Annotated in this window: 10 protein-coding genes and 3 pseudogenes; 5 read left to right on the plus strand and 8 right to left on the minus strand. The window is 57.3% G+C overall.

The window, feature by feature from the left end; translation table 11 throughout:
* Positions 1-352: 352 nt before the first annotated feature.
* Positions 353-1,042 (plus strand): outer membrane protein, encoded by a 690-nt coding sequence (locus CQ14_RS08315; protein ID WP_057857437.1) that lies wholly within the window; start codon positions 353-355, stop codon positions 1,040-1,042.
* Between the two features lie 799 nt (positions 1,043-1,841).
* Here CQ14_RS08315 and CQ14_RS08320 read toward each other — a convergent pair.
* From CQ14_RS08320 to CQ14_RS48160, 4 genes are all read right to left on the minus strand, one after another.
* A complete protein-coding gene (locus tag CQ14_RS08320; protein ID WP_245320258.1) occupies positions 1,842-2,849 on the minus strand; it encodes a cytochrome-c peroxidase in 1,008 nt (335 codons plus the stop codon).
* Positions 2,850-3,306: 457 nt separating this feature from the next.
* Entirely contained in the window at positions 3,307-4,029 is a 723-nt protein-coding gene (locus CQ14_RS08325; RefSeq protein ID WP_057857439.1) for a helix-turn-helix transcriptional regulator, read from the minus strand.
* A 277-nt stretch (positions 4,030-4,306) separates the two neighbouring features.
* Positions 4,307-4,438 (minus strand): hypothetical protein, encoded by a 132-nt coding sequence (locus CQ14_RS48155; protein ID WP_430650151.1) that lies wholly within the window; start codon positions 4,436-4,438, stop codon positions 4,307-4,309.
* A gap of 144 nt (positions 4,439-4,582) precedes the next feature.
* Entirely contained in the window at positions 4,583-4,774 is a 192-nt protein-coding gene (locus CQ14_RS48160; RefSeq protein ID WP_057857440.1) for a hypothetical protein, read from the minus strand.
* Between the two features lie 802 nt (positions 4,775-5,576).
* Between CQ14_RS48160 and CQ14_RS08340 the strand changes: the two are divergent.
* Positions 5,577-6,427, plus strand: a pseudogene (locus tag CQ14_RS08340) (isocitrate lyase/phosphoenolpyruvate mutase family protein).
* A gap of 1,223 nt (positions 6,428-7,650) precedes the next feature.
* Here the strand turns inward: CQ14_RS08340 and dctA are convergent.
* Both dctA and CQ14_RS08350 read right to left on the minus strand, forming a co-directional pair.
* Positions 7,651-8,973, minus strand: a complete 1,323-nt coding sequence (gene dctA, locus CQ14_RS08345; RefSeq protein ID WP_057857441.1) for a C4-dicarboxylate transporter DctA — start codon at positions 8,971-8,973, stop codon at positions 7,651-7,653.
* Positions 8,974-9,220: 247 nt separating this feature from the next.
* On the minus strand, positions 9,221-9,514 hold the full coding sequence (locus CQ14_RS08350) for a beta-ketoacyl synthase N-terminal-like domain-containing protein (RefSeq protein WP_057857442.1): 294 nt from the start codon (positions 9,512-9,514) through the stop codon (positions 9,221-9,223).
* A gap of 222 nt (positions 9,515-9,736) precedes the next feature.
* Here CQ14_RS08350 and CQ14_RS43405 point away from each other — a divergent pair, with 222 nt between their 5' ends.
* From CQ14_RS43405 to CQ14_RS48560, 3 genes and pseudogenes are all read left to right on the plus strand, one after another.
* On the plus strand, positions 9,737-10,078 hold the full coding sequence (locus CQ14_RS43405) for a hypothetical protein (RefSeq protein WP_156434773.1): 342 nt from the start codon (positions 9,737-9,739) through the stop codon (positions 10,076-10,078).
* A gap of 66 nt (positions 10,079-10,144) precedes the next feature.
* The gene (locus tag CQ14_RS48165; protein WP_430650152.1) at positions 10,145-10,252 is read left to right on the plus strand and encodes a hypothetical protein; all 108 of its coding nucleotides are present in this window, start codon (positions 10,145-10,147) and stop codon (positions 10,250-10,252) included.
* 280 nt (positions 10,253-10,532) lie between these two features.
* A pseudogene (locus CQ14_RS48560) lies at positions 10,533-10,834 on the plus strand (type II toxin-antitoxin system RelB/DinJ family antitoxin).
* Between the two features lie 528 nt (positions 10,835-11,362).
* Here the strand turns inward: CQ14_RS48560 and speD are convergent.
* The gene (speD, locus tag CQ14_RS08355; protein ID WP_347337123.1) at positions 11,363-11,767 is read right to left on the minus strand and encodes an adenosylmethionine decarboxylase; all 405 of its coding nucleotides are present in this window, start codon (positions 11,765-11,767) and stop codon (positions 11,363-11,365) included.
* 36 nt (positions 11,768-11,803) lie between these two features.
* Positions 11,804-12,386, minus strand: a pseudogene (locus tag CQ14_RS08360) (transposase); the annotation flags it as partial.
* Positions 12,387-13,476: the final 1,090 nt, after the last annotated feature.

The following is a 13,476-nucleotide window of genomic DNA, read 5'->3' on the forward strand; positions in this document are numbered from 1 at the left end:
TCTAGATCAATCCTGATCCTAGAGAATCACGATCCAAAATGCTTCGCCACCGACTTCTTCAACAGCCTGCTANGAGCGTCTTCGGCCCGCTTAACGCCACGCGCGTCCTTATAAGCGGGCTTCGATTCAAACACCCTTACCTTCAAAGTTCGCATTGACGCGCATCTCTCCCATGCGCGATGCAATTTTGCACTGCGCACATTTGATCATGATTTCCAAGCCTACAACCTAACGCAGCGTGAGCTTCAAGCTGTTTCTTTTGAGTGAGTGTTGCGCTGCCGTTACAGCAATCTCCGATGACGTTGCTAAGACGCGCGCGGCCTGGGGGCCATCTAAAGGAAAGAAACTGTAAATGAAGAACCTGTTGCTTGTGACCTGCAGCATCCTCGCGCTTGGCGCGGTCGCACCCGCATTCAGCGCGGATCTCGCTGCGCAGCCCGTCTATAAGGCGCCACCGCCGCAGGTCGCGGCCGCGATCTACGACTGGAGCGGTTTGTACGTCGGTATCAACGGCGGTTGGGGCCTCAGCGATGCAACCGGTGGCACCGTGGGTGGCCAAATCGGCTATCGCCAGCAGCTGGGCCAGGCGGTGTTTGGTATTGAAGGTCAGGGCAACTGGGCTGATTTCAGCGGCTCCAATGTAAGCAGCACCTTCCCGCTCAATACCAACCGCAGCACGACCGACGCGTTCGGTCTGATCACCGGCCTGATCGGCTACACCTCCAACAACGTTCTGCTTTACGCCAAGGGTGGCGCTGCGGTGACGAGCAACACCTATCAGGTCACCTCGACCCTGACCGGCGCGCAGCTGGCGAGCACCGACAATACGCGTTTGGGCGCAGCTGTCGGCGCGGGTGTGGAAGTCGGCTTTGCGCCGAACTGGACGGTCGGCGTCGAGTACGATCACCTTTTCATGCCGGACGCCAACGTGAACTTCACCACGGCCGCTGGTGTGGTCGCGACCGATCGCATCCGCCAGGATTTCGATCTCCTGACCCTGCGGCTCAATTACAAGTTTAGCCCGCCGGTTCTGCGATACTGATCTTTCGAACGGCGATCGAAAGCCCCGGCCCTCGGGCCGGGGCTTTTTTGAGCTATTCATCTGCCGCCGTACGGTCACCTAACCGCGGTCTGGATTCTCCGGGAATATGCAAGGACTTCTGCCTGCGAACCGTTTGGGTTGAGTATGTTCAAGGTGATCACTCGAAAGGCTAAATGGCAATCGGAACCTGACACGGCCCGCACAATGGTGATGCATGGTCAGGGGATGAGCACGCAGTCGGCCGGACAGTCTGCCCGGTTCAAGAGTGACTCGCATGCTTCCGGGGACATTCGACCCGAGGCCAACTTCCGTTCTGCCGTCCGCAACGCGCTGTTCAGCTTACGCATCTCACGTGGAAGCGCCGGAAACCCGCTCACACAATCCGATTGCTAAGGGTATTTACTCCTTGTGCTCGACATCTGGGTATTCTGCGGCCGCCGTTTGCTGCAGAACGCTGGGCTCAATTGGTATCCCCCTTGACCTTGGGCTGAACGCGCAGAGACACGGCAAGAGAAACCCGTTTTATGTCTGTTAATGATTCAGGCCACGCCGAGCCAAGTTTGCCTACATCGACAGCCCTGTCATATGCGCCAGTCTTCATAGCCTTTTGGACTTGGTACTAGCAGACGCCTTGTCATAGCTGCGCTTTCATCCGGCGGCTGATCGGGCACTTGCTTTCGTGTCCCCGCTCCCATCCTGCTCCGCCTTCTCGACTTTGTGCATCGCAGACACCCGAATGCCCGCGCCTTGTTCCTTTGCATTCAAAGAGCGCAATGCCTACTACGGTGGAAGAACCATGCTATCTGCCTAAAGAGGGCCGCGGCGTCGCGTCGGTACGCGTAGGCAATTTCGGATACTCAATGTTAGGCAGCTGACCAGTCAGCGAATTCAAAAACGCAACAATATCGTTCTTTTCCTTATCGCTGAGCTCGATGCCAAGCTGGGTTTCACCCATCACGCCAACCGCTTGCTTAAGGCTCCAAACCTGGCCTGAATGGAAGTATGGGGGCCGCAACGCGACATTGCGCAACGGTGCGGCGCGGAAAACGTACTCGTCGCTGGCCGCCTTGGTGACCGCGTATCGGCCCTTGTCGGACGCCGGAAGCAGGGTTGCGCTCGGCCTTTCGATCACGCCGAACGGGAAGTAATCCTGTCCACCGACGTTGATTCCGTTGTGACAAGAGGAGCATCCCGTTTCCATAAAGAGCTTCAATCCTGCCTTCTGCTGATCATTGAGAGCAGTCGTATCGCCTTCAAGGTACTGATCGAAAGGAGCAGCGGGTGTAATCAGAGTCGCTTCAAAGGCCTCGATCGCCTTCGCGAAGTTATCAAAGGTGACCGGCGACGCCTCGTTCGGGAACGCCTTCTTGAACATGACCACATAGTCACTCATCGAATTCAACGTATCGACTACATGGTCTGGGGTCGCGTTCATTTCGACACGCGCCTGCACGGGTCCCTTAGCTTGCGCCTTGAGGTCTGCGGCACGTCCATCCCAGAACTGCGCCAGATTGAATACCGCGTTATAAACAGTTGGCGCCCGACGTGGACCCTGCTGCCAGCCGTGCCCGACCGAGGTCGGACCGGCATCGACTCCGCCGATAGCAAGATTATGGCAGCTATTGCAGCTGATGACCCCGCTAGCTGACAGCCGCGGATCGAAGAACAGCATCTTGCCGAGTTCGACCTTGTCGTGGGTGACCGGATTGTCCTTCACGGCAGGCACGCTCGAGGGGATCGGTTTGAAAATCTGCCTAGCAGCTCTCATCCAATCATCTTCGGGGCTAGCCTGTGATGAGGCCAACATTGCAACAGCCGCAACGGATAGCTTGCGTACAAGGTGAAGCTCCCACGCTAACTTTTTCACAATACCTCTCATCGGCACCAAACAGGACGGCATCGTCCCTGTTTATTTCACGCACTCACAGTTGCCCGAGTGATGGACGTCATCTACTAGCAACCGTTGTGCCAGTGGCGCTCGGCAAGCTAAGCCGATGATTTAACCTTCAAAGCAATTGCGACCAGCGGATAATATCAGGTGCCTTGAACCTGACAGAAGCCGTGCGGTGCCAGAAATGCGACAGCCACGAACTGGCGGCGGTCCATTCGTGGGCGAGCGGCGCAGGCCTTTTGTGATTATACAGATGCGGTATCCTGCTCGCTGCTATTCTCAACGAGATTGGATCGTCATGCCATCGAGAAACCTGCGAGCGGACGCCACACGCTCAGGTCAGTTAGCATCCAGTTGCCACCGCTGGCGCCGCCTAGAATTCAATGAGATTGAGGCGAATCGCCTTTACGATGGCCTGGGTGCGATTCGTCGTACCCAGTTTGCGCATCACGTTCTTAAGATGAAAATTGACTGTATTATCGCTAACCTTCAGGATCTTCCCAGTTTCCCAAGACGATTTTCCCTCTGCCACCCAGCGCAGGCAGTCTTTTTCGCGCTCAGATAGGATATCTTTCCTCTTGCAGCTACTATTCGACAGCCGCGCGATCTCCGCAAACGCCAGATGAAAGTGCCAGGCCAGTGTTTTGAGATGACTCATACGATACTGAGGATCGGCGTCGTCGAACGGTGATGCAAAAGATACCACAGATAGTCGGCCAAATGCCCCCAACAATGGCACACTCATGCCATGCTTCAGACCTGCCTCTTTGGCCTCGTCTAGTACGCGCTTTTCGCCGGGTTCCAGTTTGGCGAGTTCGTCCCAAACAAACGGCCCCCGAAGCGTTGGTGTCCGCCTGACCACCGGGTCGATGACACGGTAATTGCGTTCAAAATAACGGCGGCACCAGTCTGGCGGGAAGTTCACGGTCCCTGTAGGCGGTAGGTACCCCAGTAGACGAGGCGGCTCCGCGAAGGTAAGCGCTCCGTAAGCGACTTCACTGAAACCTTCCTCGCTCGCACAGCTCACAAGAAGATCGAACAGCGCTTTGCTAGAGCGCGTTTGCTTCGCGCATTCGATGAAGCTGAATAAGTCCATGTGGCGACTCACGAGGGCAGCCAAGAGGGCCGCTATTGCGTGTTCGATTGAGTGTTTTAGCCGAGTCTAGTTTTATTCGCTCAGCGAAGCCCTTGCTCCGCTCTTCATCCAGCCTGAACACTCGCGCGCTGCGGCAAATGCTATTCCCGTTCGTTGACCTGTCGCATCAGGCGCTCAGAAGAGACAGGTGAATCGAAGCAGCGGGCACGCCGAGCAAGCAGCGGAGTGCAGCGGTCACCTAAATCGAACAGAACACCATAACCGTCGCGCGGATAGCTCAACTTATGTCGGTGGAGGGCTCGCCGAGGACGCGGTAATCGCCGCATTCGATGCAGCTGTCGAGTGTGATCTCCACCTCGCCCTTGGTCTTCTGCTCGTAACAGCGCGCGGGGTCGACCTTCAAGAGCAACAGCAGCTGCGGCGATGCAATTGTACACGCACACCCCGATATGGGGACCGGGATCGATGACATAGCTGTTATCAACCAGCTTTCGCTTGGGGCAGAGTGAGGGTTCGACATACATGTTTCAGTCTCCGTAGTTGGTGTCCACGATTAGCCCGGTGGCAACTTTTCCGGATGGTGCGGATTTCTGGCCGCCAGTGTGCCGACGCCGGCGAAGACGCGACGAGTGACTGCAACAACGTGGTTGGCGCCGAAGGTCAGTGCCTTAGGACTCGGCGGCATCTGGAGGCCCATGATGAGGACGGTGAGCTCGCTGCCGAAGCCGTTGCTCAGCTCCGGCACTGCTACTAGCGCGAATAGACCGTGGGGGTTGATAATGGTCCGGCTCCCGCTGGTGCATAGAGTTGGCCACGGGGCGCACGCGGATCACCGCGAAGTCGGAAACCTGCTTGATGCAGACGATATCGGGCATACGGCTCTCCACAAGTTCGGGGCACTAGGAGGAGAACAGCAAGCCTCGTACCAGTTGCGGCGCTCGCGAGAATCAGGCGTGAAAACAAAGGATTGGGAGAACTGGCCATCGATTGCTTTGCGTTCGGCCATCGAAGCAATTGCGACACATGTTGGGAATGCGACGCCGCCGTTTGCATTAGCTGCGACATGAGTTGATATCGATCAAGAATGCACGGCCAAGATGCCTCTTGCTCACCTTCCATGGACGATGGTTCACATCGCCAAGAGCAAGTCGAGACATCGGATCGCAATCGACCTCGAGCAGAGCAAGGAGTGCTGAGTTGGTGAGGTTTTCCGATTGTCGACGCGTGCGTTCTTGATTTCCGCTCAGAGTGAACATCTCGTGTAAGTCTTAGCCCCGACTGCCCAGGGCATTCTATAGTGGATTTGCAACTATTTGCGATCCAGTCAACTACCAAGGCTAGTAATTGCTCGAGATGCCAGAAGGATGCCACCTATCGCTTGAGCTGCGGGATTGCCCGAGCGCCTTGCCTCGATCAAGAAACTGGGGTGAAACATGCCCAGAATGTCCGGCCGGTCGAACGCACCTGCAAGGATTGGCATGCAAGATCAATCACAATCTTTTCTCGCCAACGGCCCTGATCGATGGGCCGATTCTTCACTTACAGAAATGCTGCGCACCGAGATCTGCTCCAACCGCGACCTCTTCTTCCTCATGGAGGCTCATGATGCGCTCTCGGGCACGATCGCCAAGCGCGTGCAGGCTTTAAAGGTCTGTGGGCGTCGGGCCTGTCAATTGCTTGCTCTCTCGGCTACCGCGATGCCAACGAAGCGTCGTGGGGCCAAATCGTCGATGTGGTCGAGCGCATAGTGGACTCGACCGAGCTACCTGTGCTCGTTGACGGCGATGGCGGCTTCGGCAATTTCAACAATGCACGCCTCCTAGCACGGAAACTCCGTCAGCGCGGCGCTGCCGGCGTCGCGATCGAGGACAGCTGTTTTCCGAAGATGAACTCGTTTGTTGGCGATCGGCATGCCCTTGCCGATATCGATGAGTTCTCCGGCCAGTCGCGGACGACCTGGTCCTCGTGGCACGGATCGAAGCGCTGATCGCTGGCCATGGAATGGACGAAGCAATTCTACGCGCTAGCGCCTACGCGGCCGCGGGAGCCGACGCGATCCTCATTCACTCGCGTAAAAGCACCGCGGACGAGATCCTATCGTTCGCGAGTGCCTGGCAGAACTGTCTGCCGGTCGTAATCGTTCCAACGAAATACTATCGAACACCGGCCTCTAAATATCGGGAAGCCGGCATCTCCACAGTGATCTGGGCCAACCACTCCATGCGAGCTGCAATAGCCGCGATGCGGCACGTCTGCTGCCGCATTATCGCTGAGGAAGGCATTGCCGGGATTGAGACACATATAAGCGACGATCGACGAGGTATTTGATTTCTTGAGGTACGACGAACTCGCCCGTGCTGAAGCGCGATATCTCCACGCCCCTGAGCTACAGCAATAGCTTTCTCATCCCCACGTGATTGCGGTTGTAGAACAGCTTCTTTTCGAGGCACACTGAGGGCTCGGCATTCATGTTTCAGTCTCCGTAATTGGTATCTACGATTAGAGCGCAAGGCTTAAGTCTCTTGAATGTGCAGGATCGCCTCCGGTAAATGGCGTCATTAATCGGTTGCACGCGTCACATTCTGTTAATGCAAGCTCTCCAACGCGAAGAAGGACGAGCCGCGGAATTTCTAGATTCCATATTCGATGGTAGCTTGCCTGGACGGATCACATCGTCCCGCAATCATCTAGCGCAGACGTGCCCTTGCTCTGATGAGATAGAGGATAGTCCGCATCGGGAATTGCTCTCACGAACGCGAGCGAAAAGCATCCATCGCGTGAGCCAATAGTATGCCGATGCTCAAAAGAACAAGAATCCCGACAAGAGTCGAATACATAGGCCATCTCCATCGCCCACCTCCTTTGAACTGCGCGATCGCTTACACGTCAAATTAATTCCTGAGCACGAAGTGGGATCGCAGCCAACTGATGAGTCTAAGCCACACCGGCTAGCGGCAACATGTGGAACGATCAAGGATAGACGCTGCAAAACCCAGCTGCTCTGTTCGAAACCGACGTGATGCGTAGCGCGGCTGACCGAAAAACGCGTGTGGTTAATGTGTAGCGGTCGTGGTTTCTCCGTGGGAATGTCCGAAACGAACGCTTCGGCCCTTGAGCCTGTAGCATCTGCGCGCAAGAATTGCGGCGTCCTGATGAACTTTGCAAGCTCGAAAGATGAGAGCTACCGTCTCTTTGGGAAAGTGTGCGGCGGCAAGTGTTGGCCGGTCGCACATCGTGCGACCGTCTTTATAGCTCCGTCTCCGTGCGGCAGATTTTCGCAGATATGGCAGACCCCCTTCGCGATGGCCTCGTTGCACTTCGCTAACACTTCACCCTCATGCGGTTGGATAGAGCACTTGCACTTTCAAGCAGTCGTTCATACTCGGCACTGATGAGAAGCCGCCCGGCAAGCCGGCGGTTTCTTCCCCTCGCCTCACGGGCAACCTTTTAGACGTTATTCCGGGGCGCTCATGAAGCGAGCGAACCGGCAATCCAGAAACGGCGGGAGATTTCCGGGTGCGCAATCGAAATCGGCTGCCGCCGACTTGCACCACTAAGACCCGCGAATCCGGTTACACCCGAGTTCGACTTGTCCTGGAATGACGGATAGAAATGGGCCGCCTACCCCGTCGTACTCGAGGTCTCGCCGTCGGTAGGATCTATTTTTTGGTTAAGCCGCGCATGCAGCGTGGCCTGGTCGAGTTCGCCTTCCCACCAGGCCACGAACACCGCGGCGATACCGTTGCCGGTGATATTAGTAAGGGCGCGCACCTCGCTCATAAATTTGTCGATCGAGAACACGATTGCCATACCCGGCACCAGCACCGGATTAACCACTGAAAGCGTCGCCGCGAGCGTGATGAAGCCGGCCCCGGTGATACCACTTGCGCCTTTCGAGGTCAGCATCGCCACGACGAGAATGGTCAGCTGCTGGCCGAAGCTGAGATTCACCCCGAGCGCCTGAGCGATAAACAGCGTTGCCAAGGTCATGTAGATGTTGGTGCCATCGAGGTTGAAGGAGTAGCCGGTAGGCACCACGAGGCCGACCACGGGCTTGGAGCAGCCCAGCCGCTCGAGCTTTGTCATCAACTGCGGCAGCGCACTTTCCGAGGACGAGGTGCCGAGCACGAGCAAGAGCTCATCCTTGATATAGGCGATAAACTTGAAGATCGAAAAGCCAACGAAGCGCGCGATCAGGCCGAGCACGACCACCACGAACAGCGCGGCCGTAGCATAGAACAGCGCGACGAGACCGATCAGATTGCCGAGCGCCGCTGGTCCGAACTTACCGATCGTGAATGCCATGGCGCCGAATGCGCCGATCGGCGCTGCCTTCATGATAATGGCGATGACGCCGAACACCGCGTGCGCCGCGTCGTCGATCATGCCACGCAACTTTGCACCGCGCTCACCCAGCGCCATCAGCGAGAAGCCGAACAGGATCGCAAACAAGAGCACCTGCAGGATGTCGCCGCGCGCGAGCGCGCCGACCACGGTGTCGGGAATGATATTGAGAATGAAATCGACGCTTTTCGAGGCTTCCGCCTGCTTCACGTAGCTGGCGACGGCTGCGGCATCGGGCTTGGCCGCAAGGCCGTGGCCGATCTGAAAAAGATTGCCCATCACTAGGCCGAGCACCAAGGCAAAGGTGGAGACGATCTCAAAATAGACCAGCGCCTTGAGGCCGACCCGGCCAACCTTTTTCGCATCCTGGATGTGCGCGATGCCCGAGACTACGGTGCAGAAGATGATCGGCGCGATCACCATCTTTATTAGCTTAACGAAGCCGTCACCGAGCGCCTTGACCCAGTCGTTGGTGGCGAGCGACGGCCACAGCCAACCGACGAGGACGCCAATCAGAATCGCGATCAGCACCTGAACGTAGAGGATTTTGTACCAAGTTCGCGACGCCCGCGCGGGCGCCGCAGTTGCGATGGTGGTCATGACGCTCCTTCCCATACGAGCTCGAACACCGAGCCCTCGCGCGTTGAGAGGCGACGGCATCAGACGAGCCTTCCATGCCAGCCGTGTCCGATTGAAGACGGCGATGTCGGAAACCCGACAGCCTGCAGCGTGATTCCAAAGGCAGGCTGGCTGTTACGTGTCTTTTCTCTCGTTAAGCAAGACGCGCACCAAGCGCGAAGCCATGCGGCCGTTCGACCCGCTAGACGGTAAACCGAAACTCTCCTGACTAGCTTGGCCGAATGCCAGAACCGTTCGTGCCGTCGAAGGCAGAGGCGTTGTTCAGCGCCAGGCGCAGCGCATTGGACGTGGCGTCGAGATCGACGAGCTGCTTGCGGTCGATGTCCTGCTCCGATCGCGCTTTGAAGTCGGCGGCGATCCTGACCTTCAGCTCGTAAAGCTCGGAATTGACAATCTGCCCGATGGCGGAGCGGCTTTCGCGCATCTCTTTCCAGCTGGCGGCGGCGCAGGTGCCTAGGCCGCACAGCCCGCGCATTCCGGTAATGACGACGCGCCTGTTCATTCAGGCCTTCTTAGCGAGCAGGCCGTGGACAGCTTGAACCGTGGCGCCGATATGGTTGAGATTTCGACCAGGCATCGTCCGTGTTCGTCTCGATCTGCATGCAGCTGGACTGCTTCAGGTCGTAGAAGAGGTTCGTCAACTCAGCGAATGAGGCTACACAAGGTAAGTTCCACGGCGAGCGTTATCTCGCCGCCGCCCGCTGCCTATTCCTTGGTTTTGGCGATGATTTCCTTCGCGAGTTTGATCTGCCATTCTGTTGCTTCCATCAGGCGCCTCGACGCCAACGCGACGCCGTTCCTCAGCCGAGCCGCGTCGCGCGACAAAAGAAGTCACGTGATCAGAGCGCGTCAGGTGCTGCTGCCAATGCAACATTCCGCAACATTGGTAAAATTGATTTTTTGGATGGTAAGCATCCACGCTGCGTATGAACTCCTCGCGCAAAACAAGAAAGTCGCACCCTGGCCGTCCCTCCACTGGGTCCCGGCCCCTTTCGGGATGCGGGTCGACCGCCCCCGGTTTGTCGCCAGCCATCGAGGCCGCGATGGGCGCAGCCTTGAAAACTGAAAAAGGGACACGACAAAGGCGACCGTCGGCACCTTCACCTCGAACGGCAACGGCTTTTCCGGCTCGATTCGCACCTCGCTCTCAGCGCCGGCCAAGCTCGTCCGCGTCGAGCCCCCCTCCGAAGGGCCGCACTTCCGAATCTTCGGGCCTAGTGTCGAGCTAGGCGCCCCCTAGGCAGAAGACCGCCAAGGACACGGAGCGTGACTATCTCTCGGTCAAGCTGACGATCCGAGCTCCCGGCTTCGATCTAAGCAACCTGATCGAGGTGCAAGGAGGACAGGGAAGGCCTCCACCCCATCTGGTCACGCCGCAGTCTGGACCAGGGGCCCGCGGCATCGGCTTCGCCGAAAAGGCGCGGGTTTGGCCGCCGTGCTCACCCCGCTCACGAGGCTATGACGTCTCTGGCGCACGTCATTAAAAATACATTACGTAGCCGCGCATAGAGGAGTTCGCTATGGCTTCGAATGCTCTCGTCCAGACCCGACTCGATGCGGACGTAAAGGAAAACGCCACCGCGGTGCGGATTCTGCTAACACGCACGGCTAACAAACGGATGCTTCTGCCGAAGCCCGTGAGCAACAGCCACCGGATACAGTTGCGACGTTCAGTACAGGGTGCGCCGGCATTCGGATGAAAGTCACTGGGTGCGGGCGCTTGGCACGACCATCACTTACGATAGCTGGTTCGTGAGAAGGACTGGCGGATACCCGGCCCAATCTCGATTATTCCAAGTTCGATGCGCATTTCGCGCAATGATGCGACACCCGCTCAACTGACTGAGGAAGCACGTTGAATAGGAGCATTTTCTGGTTTCGACTCGTTTGTTGAAGAAAGACCTTGTTGAGCTACTTCTATGCGTCGGACAATATCTGATTCATACACAAACTCATTGCAGAGAAATTCGATCGAAGCATGTTCAGCCCGGATCGTGCTTGATCAATTCGGCCGCGTGAAGAGCGGCTGGATCAAATCGATCAAAGGGTTTGAGAAGCGACTGATGAGCTTTGGATCAGAAATCCGATCGATCCATGGCGAAGGATCGTCGAAATTTGTCGTGGCTGATGAACGTGTTTCGATAATTGTTGACCTGGATCGTGATCTTCTACTCCGCGCTGTCGACCCGTCGGATGCGGACCCATTAGCTAGAACGAAAGCGGAGTCTCATAGCGGTGAGTGCTCGGAGCCTCGCGGTTAAGCTGTTGATACGAGATGTTAGCCCAAGATGTTTTTCGATTGCGGCAGNNACCCGGGCGGTCGGAAACAAGGCCGGCTATTCCAAGNNNCTCAACGCGTCGGCTTGATTGACACACCTCTCCGGAAGCTGCGAACGTCAGACTGTTCGGGCTGAAATGCCTCAACTAGAACCGGCACGGCGCTCGCAGGATCGCTGTTGCCACATGCGAAGACATCAGCGGCCGCGTAGGACCTCTCAGGCCAAGTATGTAAGGTAATGTGCGATTCAGCCAACAAGGCGATTGCGGAGACGCCGTGACCCGGACAAAACTTGTGAACGTGAAGGTGGAGTAACGTCGCCCTCGCGGCACGGGTGGCTTTTCGGATTGCGTCTTCTGCAATGGCCGGATCGTCGAGGTTCTTCGCTCCCCATAGCTCGATGAGCATATGCGTCGCACCGGTGGACAGAGCCGGTGGGGCTTCCTTCTCGTTATCATTAGTCATTAAGAACTCCATTGAATTATCGGCCCGGTAAGCTGAGCTATTCGGGATTTAGGTGACGAGGTGATCAGGCGCTTGGTTTGCCGGCGCTTGGATGCCCTCAAATGCCGTGCTGAATCTGACAACTGCGACGACCTTCGGCGACTGATTTATGCCGTTGAGCCGCCGCCAAGTCCTTGATGCGGCGATCACCAGCTTGAACACCATCGGCCTGGCGGTGGTTGGCGAGAAGGAGCCCTTCGTCCGCACCATCCTTCATCGCCCCGTGGCGAACAAGCTCTCGATGAGATTGGTGGTGGAGCGCAAGTGATCCCAATGTTCGGCAAGAAAATCGTAGAAGGCCAGTAGTGCGTCGCGATCCTTGACCAGGCATTCGATCGCCCGGCCGTACTTGGCCCAATACTTCTCGGGGAAGACGTCGGTCGCCGCTTCGGCGGACGCTCGGTTCGCGCCCAACAGACCTCGCGCAAATCCTTCTTCATAGTGGCCTGCGCAGAGAGTGGACCTTGTCCAGGACGTTCACAGTCTTGTGCATCCAGCATCGCTGGTGGCGTGTGCCGGGAAAGACCTCGTCGAGCGCCTTGTGGAAGTCGAGCGCGCCGTCGCCGACATTGGCCACACTCATTGTTATTGATGACGTTGCCTTGATTGTTTTGCCAAGCCACGCCTCGCTTGAGGTAGGCCAGCGTGTGGCCAAGCGCGCCAAAAGCGTAACCGAGGCGACCGGCCGCGGGGACAAGACGTTTGGACTTGCCTTGCAGTTTGCGCTCCGCACAATGCCGGAGACCACGAGGCAGGTATTTGTGCTGTTGGAGGCAGCACCGCTGGGATCGAGTTTGACGCCAAACACCCAGCTATTGTTCTGCCAGTTGCAGCCGATCTGGCCGCCTTCCAGGAACTCAGGAGCATCGAGGAAGCCGCCATAGACTGACGGACCGTAGGGATTACTGAAGAATTTTTGGCCGTTACCAACGTCGACGTGCCCGCCAATATCTCCTCCGGACGAGCTCCATAGGGCCGGTGGCAGTTGTACTGCTGGCTCAAGATCCGCCGCATTGGCCGCACCGCTTGCGACCAGCGCAATCGTTGTCGCTCCCCAAAAACGAACTCCAGATCGCATCAAACACTCCGCGGCGCTTTCCCGATCCACAACCGAGCGCCTTCAAGCTGGCATCGGTGATGGCACCGCGACTGAAGCAAGCACCGTGCCGCTTGGAAATCGAGGGGCTCCAGTTACTTCGTACCGGGTGCATGCGTCAGGTTATGGACAATGGTCTTGAAGCTGACAATCGCGCTGTAGCATCCGACACTATGCTGCGCAGCAGGAAACCGCCCTTCTCGCCGCAGGAGTAGAAGGACATTCTTGTTCGCCTGGACAGGCTTTCGATCTCACCTATCGAGGCTCACGCGAAACCGTGAAAGCCGATGGATATCACCGACAAGCGGAGCCGGCCTGGACGCGGGACCCGTCTACCCGCACAGGGAGCGCACCGGCTAGGCCGCGCCTTATCGAAGTTCGGCTGGTTGGGAAGACTCATCACGAGCGATCAATCACGCAACGCCACGCGCAGGAAAGGCTCATCATCCGCGTCTTCCAGCTTACCACGAATACCCGCGTGATAATAACAGTCCGGCTCCGGCTTCGCCGTACTGGTGAGTGGCTTTGCCGCAACACTATTCTGGTTCTGCGCTAGGAAAAGGAGTTGCCGAGCATGCGTCTCGTG

Origin of the sequence: Bradyrhizobium lablabi (assembly GCF_001440475.1) — a bacterium.
In the GTDB taxonomy this organism is placed as follows: domain Bacteria; phylum Pseudomonadota; class Alphaproteobacteria; order Rhizobiales; family Xanthobacteraceae; genus Bradyrhizobium; species Bradyrhizobium lablabi.